The organism is Rhizobium sp. Leaf321 (assembly GCF_001423215.1).
In the GTDB taxonomy this organism is placed as follows: Bacteria; Pseudomonadota; Alphaproteobacteria; order Rhizobiales; family Rhizobiaceae; genus Neorhizobium; species Neorhizobium soli.
Genome location: NZ_LMOF01000007.1, coordinates 347724 through 362805, shown reverse-complemented (window position 1 = coordinate 362805; position 15082 = coordinate 347724). Strand labels below are relative to the sequence as shown.

18 protein-coding genes are annotated in these 15082 nt (G+C 59.9%); 11 read left to right on the top strand and 7 right to left on the bottom strand.

The window, feature by feature from the left end; genetic code table 11:
• Window positions 1-57 precede the first annotated feature (57 nt).
• The 3 genes from folE (at window position 58) to ASF70_RS14730 (ending at window position 2218) form a co-directional block, all read left to right on the top strand.
• A complete protein-coding gene (gene folE, locus ASF70_RS14740) occupies window positions 58-672 on the top strand; it encodes a GTP cyclohydrolase I FolE (RefSeq protein ID WP_062458053.1) in 615 nt (204 codons plus the stop codon).
• A gap of 8 nt (window positions 673-680) precedes the next feature.
• Window positions 681-1151 carry a phosphoribosyl-AMP cyclohydrolase gene (gene hisI, locus ASF70_RS14735; RefSeq protein WP_062580681.1) on the top strand — a complete coding sequence of 157 codons (471 nt, stop codon included), beginning with the start codon at window positions 681-683 and terminating at the stop codon, window positions 1149-1151.
• Between the two features lie 104 nt (window positions 1152-1255).
• Entirely contained in the window at window positions 1256-2218 is a 963-nt protein-coding gene (locus tag ASF70_RS14730) for a patatin-like phospholipase family protein (RefSeq protein WP_062458055.1), read from the top strand.
• Window positions 2219-2251: 33 nt separating this feature from the next.
• On the opposite strand, the gene ASF70_RS14725 is transcribed toward ASF70_RS14730, so the two are convergent.
• Both ASF70_RS14725 and ASF70_RS14720 read right to left on the bottom strand, forming a co-directional pair.
• Window positions 2252-2686 (bottom strand): CBS domain-containing protein, encoded by a 435-nt coding sequence (locus ASF70_RS14725; protein ID WP_062456971.1) that lies wholly within the window; start codon window positions 2684-2686, stop codon window positions 2252-2254.
• Between the two features lie 100 nt (window positions 2687-2786).
• Complete coding sequence (locus ASF70_RS14720; protein ID WP_082471922.1) at window positions 2787-3560, bottom strand: rhomboid family intramembrane serine protease; 774 nt, start codon at window positions 3558-3560, stop codon at window positions 2787-2789.
• A 226-nt stretch (window positions 3561-3786) separates the two neighbouring features.
• On the opposite strand from ASF70_RS14720, the gene ASF70_RS14715 reads away from it, so the two are divergent.
• Both ASF70_RS14715 and ASF70_RS14710 read left to right on the top strand, forming a co-directional pair.
• Window positions 3787-4374 (top strand): PAS domain-containing protein, encoded by a 588-nt coding sequence (locus ASF70_RS14715; RefSeq protein ID WP_062580680.1) that lies wholly within the window; start codon window positions 3787-3789, stop codon window positions 4372-4374.
• A gap of 73 nt (window positions 4375-4447) precedes the next feature.
• The gene (locus ASF70_RS14710; RefSeq protein ID WP_062456977.1) at window positions 4448-5059 is read left to right on the top strand and encodes a PilZ domain-containing protein; all 612 of its coding nucleotides are present in this window, start codon (window positions 4448-4450) and stop codon (window positions 5057-5059) included.
• Window positions 5060-5149: 90 nt separating this feature from the next.
• Here the strand turns inward: ASF70_RS14710 and ASF70_RS24015 are convergent, their stop codons facing one another.
• Entirely contained in the window at window positions 5150-5341 is a 192-nt protein-coding gene (locus ASF70_RS24015) for a hypothetical protein (protein WP_156461844.1), read from the bottom strand.
• A gap of 293 nt (window positions 5342-5634) precedes the next feature.
• On the opposite strand from ASF70_RS24015, the gene ASF70_RS14705 reads away from it, so the two are divergent.
• The 4 genes from ASF70_RS14705 to ASF70_RS14690 all read left to right on the top strand — a co-directional run bounded on the left by ASF70_RS14705 (window position 5635) and on the right by ASF70_RS14690 (window position 9206).
• Window positions 5635-6201: a transglutaminase-like cysteine peptidase gene (locus tag ASF70_RS14705; protein ID WP_156461867.1), complete on the top strand. Its 567-nt coding sequence runs from the start codon at window positions 5635-5637 to the stop codon at window positions 6199-6201.
• Window positions 6202-6517: 316 nt separating this feature from the next.
• Window positions 6518-7183 carry a hypothetical protein gene (locus tag ASF70_RS14700; RefSeq protein WP_244474043.1) on the top strand — a complete coding sequence of 222 codons (666 nt, stop codon included), beginning with the start codon at window positions 6518-6520 and terminating at the stop codon, window positions 7181-7183.
• 118 nt (window positions 7184-7301) lie between these two features.
• Window positions 7302-8819, top strand: a complete 1518-nt coding sequence (locus ASF70_RS14695; protein ID WP_082471921.1) for a D-alanyl-D-alanine carboxypeptidase — start codon at window positions 7302-7304, stop codon at window positions 8817-8819.
• 102 nt (window positions 8820-8921) lie between these two features.
• Window positions 8922-9206, top strand: a complete 285-nt coding sequence (locus ASF70_RS14690; RefSeq protein WP_062456991.1) for a hypothetical protein — start codon at window positions 8922-8924, stop codon at window positions 9204-9206.
• Window positions 9207-9225: 19 nt separating this feature from the next.
• On the opposite strand, the gene ASF70_RS14685 is transcribed toward ASF70_RS14690, so the two are convergent.
• Window positions 9226-9663 carry a DUF1489 family protein gene (locus ASF70_RS14685; protein ID WP_062456994.1) on the bottom strand — a complete coding sequence of 146 codons (438 nt, stop codon included), beginning with the start codon at window positions 9661-9663 and terminating at the stop codon, window positions 9226-9228.
• A 75-nt stretch (window positions 9664-9738) separates the two neighbouring features.
• Window positions 9739-11139, bottom strand: coding sequence for an L-serine ammonia-lyase (locus tag ASF70_RS14680; protein ID WP_062580673.1), 1401 nt, complete (start codon window positions 11137-11139; stop codon window positions 9739-9741).
• Window positions 11140-11342: 203 nt separating this feature from the next.
• Between ASF70_RS14680 and ASF70_RS14675 the strand changes: the two genes are divergently transcribed.
• A complete protein-coding gene (locus ASF70_RS14675; protein ID WP_062457000.1) occupies window positions 11343-12074 on the top strand; it encodes a DUF599 family protein in 732 nt (243 codons plus the stop codon).
• On the top strand, window positions 12071-13060 hold the full coding sequence (locus ASF70_RS14670; RefSeq protein WP_062580671.1) for a DUF1624 domain-containing protein: 990 nt from the start codon (window positions 12071-12073) through the stop codon (window positions 13058-13060). Before ASF70_RS14675 ends, ASF70_RS14670 begins: the two co-directional genes overlap by 4 nt.
• Window positions 13061-13064: 4 nt before the next feature.
• Here ASF70_RS14670 and ASF70_RS14665 read toward each other — a convergent pair whose 3' ends face one another.
• Together ASF70_RS14665 and mgtE are read right to left on the bottom strand one after the other, a co-directional pair.
• Complete coding sequence (locus ASF70_RS14665; RefSeq protein WP_092662576.1) at window positions 13065-13451, bottom strand: MerR family DNA-binding transcriptional regulator; 387 nt, start codon at window positions 13449-13451, stop codon at window positions 13065-13067.
• Window positions 13452-13528: 77 nt separating this feature from the next.
• On the bottom strand, window positions 13529-14947 hold the full coding sequence (gene mgtE / locus ASF70_RS14660) for a magnesium transporter (protein ID WP_062580669.1): 1419 nt from the start codon (window positions 14945-14947) through the stop codon (window positions 13529-13531).
• Between the last annotated feature and the right edge of the window lie 135 nt (window positions 14948-15082).

Sequence of the window (15082 nt, the reverse complement as noted above, 5' to 3'; positions counted from 1 at the left end):
AGCTTTTTTACCATAGTGAGATCGGATGTGGCCCTGGCCCGCATCGAGGGACACAAGATGGATGCTATTTTGAAGAATTTTCCGGCCTCCAGCCAGAAACAGCCTCGTCCGACCCAGCAGGAAGCTGAGGACGCCGTGCGCGTCTTACTCCAGTGGTCCGGTGACGATCCGGAGCGCGAAGGTTTGCTCGATACGCCGAAGCGCGTTGCAAAAGCCTATCGCGAGCTCTTTTCGGGCTATGATCTGTCGGCCGAAGAGGTTCTCGGCCGGACCTTCGAGGAGGTCTCGGGTTATGACGATATGGTTCTCGTTCGCGATATTCCATTCTTCTCCCATTGCGAGCACCATATGCTGCCGATCAAAGGCAAGGCGACCGTTGCCTATCTTCCGCAGGGCCGGGTCCTTGGATTGTCCAAGATTGCCCGTGTGATCGAGATCTACGGTCGTCGCCTCCAGACACAGGAAAATCTGACGGCGCAGATCGCCAGCGCGATCGACACGACATTGAAGCCGCGCGGCGTGGCTGTCCTGATCGAGGCGGAACACATGTGCATGGAGATGCGCGGTGTGGAGAAGCAGGGCTCTCAAACGCTGACGACCCGGTTTACCGGTGCGTTCAAGACCGACGCGGCCGAGCAGGCGCGCTTCTTTACCATGGCCCGCAACCGCTGAGCGCCGAAATGACAATGACTTTTGAAGCGCCGTCGTCGGATAAGGCCGAGCTCGAGGGTGACGGCGCCTTTACGCCGCGTTTCGATTCCGACGGTCTTGTGACCGCTGTCGTGACCGACATTCGCGATGGCGAATTGCTCATGGTGGCGCATATGAACGCAGAGGCGCTCGCGCTGACGATCGAGACCGGCGTCGCTCACTACTACAGCCGGTCGAGAGCGAAACTCTGGAAGAAGGGCGAGACCTCCGGCAATCTGCAGACTGTGCATGAGGTCAGGACCGATTGCGATCAGGACGCCGTCTGGCTCAAGGTCTCGATGTCCGGCCATGACGCCGCTTGCCACACCGGGCGACGCTCCTGTTTCTATCGTGCGGTAAAGAAAAGTGACGGTGGCGCTGTCCTTGAAATACAGGATCAGCGGCGTCACTTTGATCCAGAGCATGTGTATTCTGGTCATGATGAGACGGGAAAGCGGTAGGCGTCTGCACCGCTTTCATACCATCCCCACCTGAATAACGAATTGGCAACCAAACGATGCGTTAATTGGTGTACGTGGCTGTGTGCAGCTGAGAGGTGATGGCGATGATGAATTGGAGTTGGAGTCGCAACGAGCGGCAGGCCGCGCCAGCAGACGCTGTCACAAATCGGCTCCAGACGTCCCCTCCTCCCATTGTCATTGAGCAGCCACGCAAGGCAAAGCTGTCTCTAGCACTTGGTGGCGGCGCGGCCCGCGGATGGGCGCATATCGGCGTGCTGCGCGCGCTTGACGAAGCCGGCATCGAAGTCGGGATGATTGCCGGCACATCAATCGGCGCGCTGGTCGGAGGCTGCTATCTCGCCGGCAAGCTCGACGAACTCGAAAGCTTTGCCCGATCTCTGACCATGCGGCGGATCGCGGCGCTTCTCGACCTCACCATCGGTGGCGGCGGCCTGATCGGCGGCATGCGGTTGACGAAGCGAATGCAGGAACACCTGCAGGGTATCTCCATCGAGGATCTCGACCGTCCCTTCGTCGCAGTCGCGACGGAACTTCATACCGGGCACGAAGTGTGGATTTCGGCCGGCTCTCTGATCCGCGCCCTTCGGGCGTCCTACGCGCTGCCGGGGATTTTCGAACCTGTGAAATGCAGCGGCCGCACGCTGGTCGATGGCGCGCTGGTCAATCCGGTCCCGACCTCCGTCTGCCGCGCCTACGAGCAGCCGCTGGTCGTGGCCGTGAACCTCAACTACGATGTCTTCGGCCGGTCCGCGGTTGTCAAACACACTGCAGCCGATGCGCCGGACGATCACGAGCGTTCGCGCCATCAGGACGACCCCCGCGTCGGTGTCACCGGCACCATGGTGCAGGCGTTCAACATCATCCAGGAGCGCATATCGCGGGCGAGACTGGCCGGCGATCCGCCTGATCTGGCGCTTCATCCGCGCCTCAACGATATCGGTCTGTCCGAATTCCACCGCGCCGGCGAGGCGATCGACCGGGGCTATGAGGCCACCATGTCGCAGATCGTGGCGCTTCAGCGCATGCAGGAAGTTTTCGCCCGCTGAGATGCGGGCGAAGATGCCGCTCTCCCAGCCGCCTTACCCGGCGATATAGGCCTTCATCTGTTCGGCTTCGATCTCCACTTCACGCAGCCGCGATTTCACGACGTCGCCGATCGAAATGATGCCGGAGAGCTTGCCGTCGGCTTCTACCGGGACATGGCGGAACCGTCCCGCCGTCATCATACCCATCACCTCGTCTGCCGTCTGATCCTCCCGACAGCGCTGCACGGAAGTTGTCATGACGGCCTTGACCGGCTGCTCCAGCGCATCGACGCCTTTGGTGGCGATGCAGTGGACGAGGTCTCTCTCAGTGAAAATGCCGGCAATACGCCCTTCCATCCCGGCAATGATCACCGCACCGATGTTTCGGTCGTTTAAGATGCCCGCGATCTGGCGCAACGTCTCGTCCGGGCTGACGGTCACGACGTTACGGCCCTTCGAATCCAGCATGCTCTTTACGGTCGTCGACATGGCTCGCTCCTCCAAAACCATTCGAACCGAAACGTCTCCCCTCAAAGACATTTGCGGCACAGTCCCTCGGCGCGAAGTTTAAGACGACAGCAACTGGAGATCAAGCGGGCGCGACGGGATGGTCATCGGCAGCAATCCTGTCGAACAGGCCGAAAAACAAAAAGCCGAAGAGAAAGCCACCGATATGAGCATCCCAGGCGATTCCTCCGACATCGGATCCGATCAGCGGCAGGCCGATGGCGACAAGCACGTTTCCGAAGAACCACATTGCCGTGAAAATCACCACTGTCCGGTTCCGGAAAGAGCCGAGTATGGACTGACGTGGATGGAGATGGCCGAAACTGCGGTCATATCCGCGGCCGTCCGGGAACGCGAACCGGCACGCGGCGCCCATCAAGCCTGAGACGACGCCTGAAGCGCCGACGAGTAGCGTCTGGTCGCCCCAATGCAGGCCGGCATGGAAGAAAGCTGCCGCCGCTGCCGAGAAAATCCAGAACAGCACGTAGCGGAGAGTTCCGATGCGACGCACGACCGGCGCTCCAAAGGCAACCAGCCAGAGTGCGTTAAAGCCGATATGCTCGATACCGCCATGCAGGAAGGAATAGGTGACAGGCGTCCACAGCCATTCGAAATTCTGCTCCGCAAACGGAACGACGTAGCGTACGGGCGTGAAGGCGAACCACATCAGCACCGAGATCTGCGCCTCCTCGTCGAGCAAGTAAGCATCGACGAGATAGACGACGGCCAGGAACAGGACCGTGATCACCAGACTTCGGGGAAGATTGAAAACTGGCTGCGACGACTGGTCGTCGATGGCGTCCGCATCCCTGTCCGTATCGTTCGCGGCACCCGGCAGGTCTTGCCTGTCGCTCATCACAATTCCTTCCCTGTTGAAGCGTCAGGCTTACAGGACGACCCGCCTGAAGAAAAGCTGCAGATAGCACCGGATACAAGCACTTAGTCGCCGGGTTCGACATTCTTTCGTCTAGGCTCACCGCTCTGGCATGGTTTTCGCTGCGTTAAGGCTGACCCTCGTGTTGTGCCTTAGAAAGCGGTTCAGCACGGGATGAAGCGTCTCGAAATGGATCACGGGAAAGCGAATGCGAAATCCGGCTACGACGGAAATCTTCGAATACTGGACAGGTCTGTGCGACGGGCGGTTGCCTCCCATGCGCAACGAGATCGATCCGGTCGCCCTGCGCAGATTTCTGCCTCATCTCTTCATCGTCGCAAACGAGGCAGACGACCAATTGACGTTTCGGCTTGCGGGAACGCGGTTATGCGAGTTGTTCGGTGGCGAGTTTCGCGGGATGCCGTTCCGCACGATCTGGGATCTCGAAGAAAACGATCGCGCCCAGGAGGTCGTCATGCAGATCCTCGTCCATGAGAAACCCGCGATTGCCGACGTAGTCCTGAACGTAGCCGGCACGTCAATCGAATGCGAAATGCTGATGATGCCGCTTCGCTCTTCCGAAACCGGAAGCGACCGGGTACTCGGAGCACTTCTGCCTGCCGACTGCCCTTTCCCGGTGGCGGCCAGACCGGCAAGTGGGCTGCATCTTCAAGATTGGGGCTTTGTCGAAAGCGATGAAACCGGCGTGTTGTCCGTCTGCGGGCATGACCAGCCGCAGTTGGTCCAGTCAGGACTTCTGCGCCGCTTCCTGCCGGCGAGCTTCTTCCCACAATGACGGCTTCGGGAACCATATATTAACGCCCTGTCGCTAATGTAGGCCAGGACTCTAGCTGAAAAAGCGCTCATCCATGTTTTCCGGCACCTCGTCTCAGGCATCCGTTTCGCAAGCAACTGCAGCGCAGCGCTCATTCCAACGCGTCTCGGTGAACATCGGCGGCCGCTTGATGCTGGCCGACCATGAGGAATATGCCTGCACCGCGATCGAGATGTCCCCCGGGGACGTCAGCTTCCAGTGTGCCGGTCGTCCACGGACCAACGAGCGGGTCATCGCCTATCTCGATCACGTCGGCCGCCTTGAAGGGACAGTTCTCAGTGTTGCCGGCGGCGGCTTCCTGATGATGATCAACGCGACCGACCGCAAGCGCGAAAAACTTGCCGCACAGTTGACCTGGATCGCCAACAAGCATGAACTCGGGCTGCCGGAGGACCGTCGCCACGATCGTCTCACCCCGCGCAACACCCGTTCGGAGATTACTCTCGACGACGGGCGCCGCTATCCGTGCCGGCTGCTTGACCTTTCGCTTTCCGGTGCGGCTGTCGACATCGAGACCCGTCCGTCAATCGGGACCCCGCTTCGCCTCGGAAACATGCGCGGACGCGTGGTGCGTCACTTCATGGAAGGCGTCGCGATCGAGTTTCACTCGGTCCAGTCCCGCGAAGCGCTGACCGAGTTCCTGTAAGCCTCATCATATCCATTTTCTAACCCGCCTGCCCGCAGCTGAGTTGTGCTGTGTCTGCTCCGGCGTGAATTCTTAAGATCATCGCCATCGTCAGCGGCGCTGGACTTGCTGGTCCGACACACCAAAATCCCGAAAAAACACGTGGCCAGAATTATTTTGTGCCTTTTCGGGATTTTTTTCGCGCAGTTTTAGGCGGCGAAACGGGCTGTTTTGGTCGCGATTTCGTCCCGGAACGCGGCGAAGCAAAGCGACAGGCACAGGCAGATCGAAGACTTCGCTCACCTTTCGATGATGTCACGTTTCATCAAAGCGATGCAGTATTAGGGGGATAGGAGCGGATAGGTCAAATTTACCTCGCATTTTATGCAAATTCGCAGAAAAAGCAGTGCGTATTTTATGAAAAAGCACGTCTAATTCGACGCGTATTTTCGCCAAAGTTGATTAGAATAAGCATCTGATTTTACTGCGGTATTTTGCGGTCGATCAAAGGGTCTGAGGCATTGTTTCCCCACAACGGGGAGACAAGAAAAATGAACTGCCGTAAAGCTCTCGCATTCGCAATCGCCGCCGCTGCAATGATCGGCTCCATGACCGTCCAGTCCTTTGCAATGCCATCCGGCGCCATTCGCGTTATCGGCAAGGCAAACCCGCCGATCGGTCATTACGAATTCTGCAAGACCTACACGAGCGAATGCGTGGCATCCTACAAGGACGCCGGCCCCGTGGCACTCACCGAAGACACCTGGCGCACGATCCTCGACGTCAACTACACGGTCAACACCTCGATCACACCGATGACCGACCAGGAAATCTACGGCGTCGAAGAGCGCTGGGCATACCCGCGGACCGTCGGCGACTGCGAGGACTTCGTGCTCCTGAAGCGGAAGATGCTGACGCAGCAGGGCATTTCGCCTTCCAACCTGCTGATCACGGTCGTGCTGCAGCCGAATGGCGAAGGTCATGCAGTCCTGACCGTCCGCACCGATCGCGGCGACTTCGTCCTCGACAACATGCGCAACAAGGTCATGATCTGGACCGATACGGAATACACATACCTGAAGCGCCAGGCGACCGATGATCCGGCGCGTTGGGTCAAACTCCAGGACGGCCGGGCGACCGCAGTCGGCAGTGTCAGCCAGTAAGTCAAGATTACCCGACGAACGATCGACCATGTGATCATTCAGAACGCCGGCAGGGCCTCCGAGGAGGTACCCTGCCGGCGTTTCCGTTTATGGCCCTCACCACTGTCGCGCGACTATGACTAACGATCCATTAACCACAAATCCGCAACAATGGCGGTATCGCTGCCGGCGCGGTCGCACCCCTCGTTCGGTCCGCCGGCCACTCCAGTGACGAGAGCCCGGCCGCATGCAACCCGACAGCCTTAGTGAAACGGACAGCCCGCTTCTATCCAGGCGAACCCTGTACAAGATCACCGGCATCGTGGTTGCGCTTGGCATGGTGACCAGCGCCATCAGCGTTGGCGGCCGATGGCTCGGCGAGCGGATGATGCTGGGTGGCCATTCCGAGAGCACAGAGACATTCGACTTGGTGATCGGTCAGGATACGATCCAGCTTTCCGCCAACACGCTCCGTTTCAAAGAGCAAAGACGGAGCGGTGCAACTGAACGGGCGGATCTTTATCTGACCTGGCCGGAAATGACGGGCTACAGCGCCACCAATCGGGCGCGATTCGACACCGTCTCCCAGCCGGCATCTCTGATCTTCGTACAAATGTCGCAGAGCACCATGTCGCGCGACATGTCGGGGCGGCTTCAGCCGATCTACGAGGGACTTTTCGAAGGCCCGGCAGAACCGGCTGAGCATGGGCTGACACTGCATCGCCTCCGGGCGGACAGCGGTTACGGGAACGAAGTGATTCTGACGGGCGCACAGCCCGGTGCCGCCTCCCCCTACGCCGTGCGTTGCCTATTTCCATCAGCGGGAGAGCGCCCTACCAGCGGCGACTGCCAGCGCGATATCCGAGTCGGGCAGGATCTGACCGTGCTTTATCGATTCTCTAGCGCGCTTTTGCGCGACTGGCAGAAGATTGACGCCGGAGTTCGGACATTTGTCCAAACCCGCCTCGTGACCGGGCACCCGGTAACGCAGGTCAATCGGTAAAATGGTCCTCTGCGAAGCAACCAAACGTTCATCATAAACCTCTTGGTAACGCTGTTCCCCTAGATTGCCTGACAACGGGCCCATCGGGGGCGCTGAGCCCGGACGTAATACAACCACCATGCAAGCGATGAGTGCGGCAGTGTCGAAGAGCATGTTTTCCACAATCCTCCCCAAGGGACGCGTGGCAGTGCCGGGAAAATTTCTCGGTTGTCTTTTTACGGTGATCTTGGTCTTTTCGAGCCTCGCCAGTCCGGCGCATGCCGATCCGAAATATGCAGGGATCGTCGTCGACGCCAAGTCTGGAAAGGTTCTTTACGGCGAGGATCCAGATGGTCTTCGCTATCCAGCTTCGCTCACGAAGATGATGACCCTTTACCTGACCTTCGAAGCGCTCGAGGCTGGTCGTATCACGCTTGACACCAGGGTTCCGGTTTCTGCGCATGCTGCGTCCGAGCCGCCTTCGAAACTGGGTGTGCGCCCCGGCGGCGCCATCAATGTCGATCAGGCGATCCGTGCACTCGTTACGCGGTCGGCCAATGATATGGCGACAGCTCTCGGCGAGTTCGTCGGTGGATCCGAAGACCGCTTTGCGCAGATGATGACGAACAAGGCACGTGCCCTCGGCATGACGCGTACGACGTATCGGAACGCACACGGCCTGCCCAACACGGCGCAGATGACGACGGCACGTGATCAGGCTCGCCTCGGCATCGCTCTTCGCCAGCATTTTCCGCAGTATTACGGTTACTTCTCCATCCGCACTTTCAATTTCGGCAAGCAGACGATCGGCAACCACAATCGCCTGGTCGGGACTGTCCGCGGCGTCGACGGTATCAAGACCGGTTATACCCGCGCAGCCGGCAGCAATCTGGCAACGTCGGCACAGCTCGACGGTCGCTCGATCGTTGCAGTCGTGCTCGGTGGCCGCTCCAGCGCCGCTCGTGATGCGACGATGCGCAAGCTCGTTGCGGAATATCTACCGAAAGCCTCCCGCGGCGGTCAGAGCAACCTGATCTCGCAGGCTCCGTCCGCTCCGGTTCCGACACCATCGCTTCCCGTCGCAAGCCAGCCGCGTGTCGCTGCTGCAGTATCCGATGCCCGTCAGGTTTCGGCTCTCGACCTTCCTAACAGTGGCCCCATGCCCGGCGCTCGCTATGACGAGACGGCAGCACCTGCTGCGACTGCCTATCTCGGCGAACCTTCGCAGAAGCGGACGGCTTCGGCAGCGATGAACTCCGCAATGCTCGGTTCTGGCGCTGTCCCGACCCCTGCCCCGGAATATGTTCCGAAGCGCAGTGGCGCCGGCGAGCGGACCGAAATGGCGGCAATCGATTCCGTCACCACGGCATCCACCCGCGATACGCCTAAAGTGTCTCTCAAGGGTGATGTGTCCGGTTGGGTCATCCAGATTGGCGTCTCGCCCAATCCTTCGATGGCAAACGAACTCCTGCAGGATGCGCAGGATAAAGGCGGCAAGGTATTGCGTTCCGCCAAACCCTTCACAGTCGCCTTCAGCACCAATGGCGGCCAGGTCTATCGCGCTCGTTTTGGGGGCTTCGGCGACCAGAAGTCCGCGATCGATGCCTGCAATATCCTGAAGAAGAAAGGCGTGAACTGCTGGGCGTCGATACAGTAATCGGCCCATCAGACGACCACTGAAAAAAGCTGCGCCAGCCACCGTGTTTTGTATCCGCCGGCGCAGTGAAATCTCGATAGTAATGCGTAAACGGGGTTTCCTATGGGAATGAATGAAAACAGTATCGGCTTCGTCGCCAACGCGACGAAGTCCAAGGCCCGCGGCATTGCGCTCAATCCGCTCCACGAAGCGGCCATGCGGCTTGCGGGAATGGGAATGGCGGGAATGAACCTCTCTTCGCGTTCCCGGGAAAAGACCAAGGATCTCGTCACCCTGCTGCTCAGCCATGGAGCCCGTGCGTGGCGCCAGTCGCAGCCACCGGCTCAGATCCATCTGCATGTCGGGCTGCGTGCCGGACGCGCGTCGGTCCGTTTGAGACTTCGCTGACTGAGACTGGGCTGAATAGCTAGAGAAGACCGAGTTCGGCGAGGTGTCGCCGCAACTCTTCCGGCAGCTGGGTGACATCATCTCCCAGTCCGCCGAGGTCCTTCGGGATCTCGTTATCGAGGAGATAACGCCAGCCCTGAAATGGCCGCTTCGGCATCGGCGCGGTTTCGATGACTTCGGGACCGAGCACCAGCTGGCAACGGCCGATACCATCCTCGCCCTTAACTGTGCGAACCTCCAGAAGCTTCTGGCGCGCAGAGACCTGCCCCTTGATCACCCAGTAGAGCGACCCGCCATCGACGAGCTCTTCCACGCGCTTCGGCATCATTCGCGTCGTGTGGATGCTGTGGGGTTCAAGGCCGGCGGACATGGCGGTCAGAGACCGCTCGGCCACCCAGTCCCTCAGGTCCTGGATGGAGTCGGCGCCGACGCAGAGCTTGATCAGATGTAGAGCCATGTCCGTTCAAAGCCGCAAGGACTGCGCCGGGTCAAGTCGGATCTTTCAAAACGGACAACGCCCCACAGGAAGCTCTCAGCACTCGACCACGTTCACGGCAAGCCCGCCGGTCGAGGTCTCCTTGTACTTCTCGCTCATGTCCATGCCAGTCTGGCGCATGGTTTCGATACAGGCGTCGAGCGGCACGAAATGGCTTCCGTCACCCTTCAGCGCCAGAGATGCCGCCGTCACGGCCTTTACGGCGCCAAGCGCATTGCGCTCGATACACGGCACCTGGACGAGGCCTGCAATGGGATCGCAGGTCATGCCGAGGTGATGCTCGAGCGCGATCTCCGCAGCATTTTCGATCTGCTCCGGCGAACCGCCCATAACGGCGGCGAGACCCGCAGCGGCCATGGCCGCAGCCGACCCGACTTCACCCTGGCAACCGACTTCGGCACCGGAAATCGAGGCATTGTGTTTGATGATGCCGCCGATCGCTGCCGCGGTCAGAAGAAAGGTACGGATGTCTTCCTGCGTCGCGTCGTCGTGGAAATGCAGGTAGTAGCGAACCGTGGCCGGGATGACCCCGGCAGCACCGTTGGTCGGCGCCGTCACGACACGGCCGCCACCGGCATTCTCTTCGTTGACCGCCATCGCGTAAACAGACAGCCAGTCATTGGCGAGAAGCGGGTTGAGCCGATTGCTGCGCCATTCCTCGTTCAGGCGGTCGTGGATCGCCCGCGCACGGCGCTTCACCTTGAGGCCACCCGGCATGATGCCGTCGACCTTCAGACCGCGATCGATGCAATTCCTCATCGCGTCCCAGATCCGGTCGACGCCTTCGTCGAGTTCGACCTCGGTCATCTTGGTCAGCTCGTTGGCGCGTTTCATCTGGGCAATTGTCAGGCCAGAACCATGCGACATTTCGAGCATCTGTTTGGCGGACGAGAATGGATAGGGCACGAGCGCATCGCTTGCCGTCTTCTTGGACGCCCGCATTGCCTCCAGTTCGGTGTCGGTCACGACAAACCCGCCGCCGATCGAATAATAGATTCGCTTCACGAGCAGCCGTCCGTCCCGATCCAGCGCCGAAAAGCTCATGCCGTTGGCATGGCCGGGCAGCGGCTGCTTCTTGTCGAAGATCAGGTCCGTTGCCGGCCTGAACTCGTAGCTGGGGTGGCCCGGCGGGGTGACGCGACCGGTGCGTTCGACGTCTGCAATGATCGCGTCCATCCGATCGGGATCCACGCTGTGCGGCTCTTCGCCGACAAGACCGAGGATAACTGCCCTGCCCGTTCCGTGCCCAATGCCGGTAAAGGCAAGCGAGCCGTGGAGGCTGACCTTCAGCGCCGCGACGGCAGCACCCGTCGGGCGTGGCCAGTCATTGGAAAGGAGGAGCTCCAGAAAACGATTGGCTGCCGACATCGGCCCCATCGTGTGCGAGCTGGAAGGACCGATACCGATTTTGAAAACGTCGAAAACTGAAAGAAACATGATTGTTCACGGGACCGTTCGTTTGGGCAGAGGCTACGCCAAACCTGAGTTCGGCTCAGGCGATCACCCGACATCCGCTTGGACACGAGCGACACGCTCCACAGATAGGTGTTGCAAAATCCTATACCAGGCACACGCCTCTTGCCCGGACAGCCGAAACAAAGCAAGACGAAACGAGGCATACACGATTTGTGGCGAGACCCATGACGACTGCGGACTATATCGCGCTGGCACTGTTTCTCGCCCTCTGGGCCCTTTATTCCTGGCTCACAGCGGGGTCTGGCAGTCGCTTTTTCCCCCGCTTGAGCCTTAACCGGGCCATGGCGGAGCGGCGTCGGAACTGGATCTACAACTCTCTTCGGCGCGATCTCAAGATGATCGACACGCAAATCCTGGCCGGCCTGCAGAACGGGACGGCCTTTTTCGCCTCGACCTCGATCTTCGCGATTGGTGGCTGCTTTGCGCTGCTTGGCTCGACCGACAAGGTGGAGGACGTGTTCAGCAACCTGCCCTTCGTCTATTACGGCGGGCGCACCGCGTTCGAGCTCAAGGTTGCCGGTCTGACGGTGCTGTTCGGCTATTCCTTCTTCAAATTCGGCTGGGCCTACCGTCTGTTCAACTACTGCACCATCCTGTTCGGCGCCTTGCCGATGATGCACGACACGAATGCTGATCGTGCCAAAGCTGAGATCGCCGCAGACCAAGTCATCCAGATGAACACGATCGCCGCCGGCCACTTCAATGCCGGCCTTCGGGCGCTGTTTCTTTCCATCGGCTACCTGGGCTGGTTCGCCGGGCCCTACATGTTCATGGCGATGACCGCGATCGTGGTCTTCGTTCTGACACGCCGCCAGTATTTCTCCGACGCCCGTCTCGCGCTGATGGACCCGGTGAGCGACACCAAAGACAAACAAGAGCGGGACATGCGAACGTGACATCATCAGAGAGCCAACCCAATGCCTCCCGCGTGCCGCGCATTGTCTTGATCGATACGCTGCGCGGCGTGGCACTGATCGCCATGGCGACCTATCATTTCACCTGGGATCTCGAATTCTTCGGCTATCTCGATCCGGGGACAGCGACGCAGGGTTTCTTCAAGATCTATGCGCGACTCATCGCCAGTTCGTTTCTCTTTCTCGCCGGCGTCAGTCTGGTCCTTGCACATACGCCGCAGATCCGCTGGCAGTCCTTTGCGAAACGGCTCGGCATCGTTGCCGGTGCAGCCCTTGCCATCAGCGTCGCGACATTCGTCGCCTTCCCGGGCGAATGGATCTATTTCGGCATTCTGCATAACATCGCCTTGTCGAGCCTTATCGGCCTGGCGTTCCTGCGGCTTCCTCCGGCGCTCACGGCTGCGGTCGCCGCGATGATCGCGGTTCTGATGCTGGTCGATTACGTCGCTATGCCGGGAACTCTCGATTCGGCTCTGTTCGACACGCGCTGGCTCGCCTGGATGGGCTTCGCCGAGGCTCCGCCCCGTTCGAACGATTACGTGCCGTTGTTTCCCTGGGTTGCCGCTCTTCTTGCAGGCGTCGCCGCAACCAAGTTCCTGATGACACGAAACGTGCTGCCGCGCATTGCGAAGGTCCAGACAAGACAGAACCTACTCTCAAAGGCCGGTCAGCACAGCCTGCTGATCTATCTCGTGCATCAGCCGATCCTGATCGCTCTCGTCTATCTCTTCTCGCTGGTCCACCCCGCTCCGCCGCCGGATGTCCGCAAAGGTTACATCTTGAGCTGCGAGAGGGGCTGCGTAGAGAGTGCCGACGCCAACATCTGCCGCGCGTTCTGCACCTGCACGGCCGATCGGCTGATTGCCCAGAACCTCATGACGCCCATGCAGTCAGGCGTGATCACACCACAAGACGACCGTATCCAGATGATCGCACAGGAATGCGCCATCGCTTCGCCGCCTCCCTGAGAGTTCAGGTGCCGACGCCGATTTCGGCGAGACGGGTCAGGCAGGCCTCCTCGACATTGTCGAGTTCGAGCAGCGTTTCCTCGATGTCCTTGCGCTTCTGGCGCAGGTCATCGCGCTTCTCGTCGACCTTCTTCATCAGAAGCTTGAGCTGGCCCATTTCGCCTGGAGGCTCCTTGTAGATCTGGACGATCTCGCGGATCTCCGCGATGGAAAAGCCGATGCGACGTCCACGGAGAATTTCCATGATCAGACGGCGGTCTGCAGCCCTGAAAAGACGCGTACGTCCGCGGCGCTCCGGATGGATCAGGCCCTCATCTTCATAGAAGCGCAAGGTGCGCGTGGAAACGCCGAACTCGCGGGTCAACTCGGTGATGCTGTAATATTTGTTCACGGCCACATCCTGACATTTCTGCCTCAAATAATTGACTTTTACGTAACAGTCAATTTTTCGGATGTTTGCTGCTTTCGTTACCCGATCGCAAACCACCAAGTGGCGAGGCCCAGAAAAGAGAAGAACCCGGTCGTGTCGGTGATCGCAGTCACAAATACCGCGGAGGAAACGGCGGGATCCGCCCCTGCCCGGTTGAGGAGAATCGGCACCATCAGACCGGCGCTGGCGGCCGCGACCATGTTGATGAGCATCGCCGTCGCAATTAGTCCGCCGATGTTCGGATCCTGAAACCAGAAGCCCGCCACCAGCCCGACGAGTGTGCCGATCAGACACCCATTGATCAGGCCGACGCAGATTTCACGCCGCGCGACGCGCCAGGCATTGTGGATATCGAGATCGCGGGTCGCGATGGCGCGCACCGTGACCGTCATCGTCTGCGACCCCGCATTGCCGCCCATGCCGGCGACGATCGGCATCAGGATCGCCAGCGCGACCACTTCTTCGATCGTGGCTTCGAACAGCGAGATCACGGAGGCCGCTACAAATGCGGTCAAGAGGTTGACGAGCAGCCACGGCACGCGAGACCGCGAGATATCGACCACGGTGTCGGACAGTTCTTCATCGCCGACGCCGCCGAGGCGCATGATGTCTTCTTCGGCCTCTTCCTGCATCACGTCGACGATGTCGTCGATCGTCAGGACGCCGACCAGCCTGCCGTTTTCATCGACGACGGCGGCCGAGAGAAGGTCGTATTGCTCGAAGAGCTGTGCTGCCTCTTCCTGGTCCATGTCGGCGGGGATCGGATAGTTCGTCTCCCGCATGATCGTCTCGATCTTCACCTGCCTGTTGGTGCGCAGGATGCGGTCGAGATAGATGACGCCGAGCAGCTTGAAGGTCGGGTCGATGACGAAGATCTGCGTAAAGCTCTCCGGCAGGCCTTCGTCCTCGCGCATGTAGTCAATCGTCTGCCCCACCGTCCAGAACGGCGGCACAGCCACGAACTCCGTCTGCATGCGGCGACCGGCCGAGCTTTCCGGATAGTCGAGCGCGCGTCTGAGGCGAACCCGCTCAGTGAATGGAAGCTGCGCGAGAATCTCCTCGCGATCGTCTTTGTCCAGATCTTCGAGAATGTAGACCGCGTCGTCCGAATCGAGACCGCCGATGCCCGCAGCGATCTGCGCGTTCGACATCTGCTCGACGATCTCCATACGGATCGCCTCGTCCACCTCCGTCAGGGCCGTCAGGTCGAAGTCGGTGCCGAGCAGCCGCACCATCGCGTGGCGCTGATCCGGAAGAATCGATTCGAGAAGGTCGCCAAGTTCGGATTCGTGCAGGCGCGCCACGTACTGGCGGAGATAGAGAACATCGCGATCGGCGACCGCCGCCCCGACACGGGCGAGGAAATCGGGGCGAACCGCGCCCTCTTCGGTATAGATGTCGTGAGCCGGATCGTTGGCCTTGCTGCGACCGCGGGTCTCTTCGCCGATATCGCTCATTGCCGCCCTCGCTATCCGCATCTCGCAGGTTGAAGATAACGGCAGAAACTGATTTTCAACAACCAGATAACCGTCTTAGATCGAACGCGTTTGCCGCTTCATTCCAGCTAGAGCAAATGGTCGGGATGGTCCAGT

Bases quoted from the DNA above. Each gene is read 5' to 3' on its own strand.
- hisI (WP_062580681.1), top strand. From the start codon at position 681: ATGACAATGACTTTTGAAGCGCCGTCGTCGGATAAGGCCGAGCTCGAG.
- ASF70_RS14720 (WP_082471922.1), bottom strand. From the start codon at position 3,560: ATGAGCGACAGGCAAGACCTGCCGGGTGCCGCGAACGATACGGACAGG.
- ASF70_RS14690 (WP_062456991.1), top strand. From the start codon at position 8,922: ATGGGAATGAATGAAAACAGTATCGGCTTCGTCGCCAACGCGACGAAG.
- ASF70_RS14710 (WP_062456977.1), top strand. From the start codon at position 4,448: ATGTTTTCCGGCACCTCGTCTCAGGCATCCGTTTCGCAAGCAACTGCA.
- ASF70_RS14705 (WP_156461867.1), top strand. From the start codon at position 5,635: ATGATCGGCTCCATGACCGTCCAGTCCTTTGCAATGCCATCCGGCGCC.
- ASF70_RS14725 (WP_062456971.1), bottom strand. From the start codon at position 2,686: ATGTCGACGACCGTAAAGAGCATGCTGGATTCGAAGGGCCGTAACGTC.
- ASF70_RS14680 (WP_062580673.1), bottom strand. From the start codon at position 11,139: ATGTTTCTTTCAGTTTTCGACGTTTTCAAAATCGGTATCGGTCCTTCC.
- ASF70_RS14700 (WP_244474043.1), top strand. From the start codon at position 6,518: ATGGTGACCAGCGCCATCAGCGTTGGCGGCCGATGGCTCGGCGAGCGG.
- ASF70_RS14695 (WP_082471921.1), top strand. From the start codon at position 7,302: ATGCAAGCGATGAGTGCGGCAGTGTCGAAGAGCATGTTTTCCACAATC.
- ASF70_RS14730 (WP_062458055.1), top strand. From the start codon at position 1,256: ATGATGAATTGGAGTTGGAGTCGCAACGAGCGGCAGGCCGCGCCAGCA.
- mgtE (WP_062580669.1), bottom strand. From the start codon at position 14,947: ATGAGCGATATCGGCGAAGAGACCCGCGGTCGCAGCAAGGCCAACGAT.
- ASF70_RS14715 (WP_062580680.1), top strand. From the start codon at position 3,787: ATGCGAAATCCGGCTACGACGGAAATCTTCGAATACTGGACAGGTCTG.
- folE (WP_062458053.1), top strand. From the start codon at position 58: ATGGATGCTATTTTGAAGAATTTTCCGGCCTCCAGCCAGAAACAGCCT.
- ASF70_RS14685 (WP_062456994.1), bottom strand. From the start codon at position 9,663: ATGGCTCTACATCTGATCAAGCTCTGCGTCGGCGCCGACTCCATCCAG.
- ASF70_RS14675 (WP_062457000.1), top strand. From the start codon at position 11,343: ATGACGACTGCGGACTATATCGCGCTGGCACTGTTTCTCGCCCTCTGG.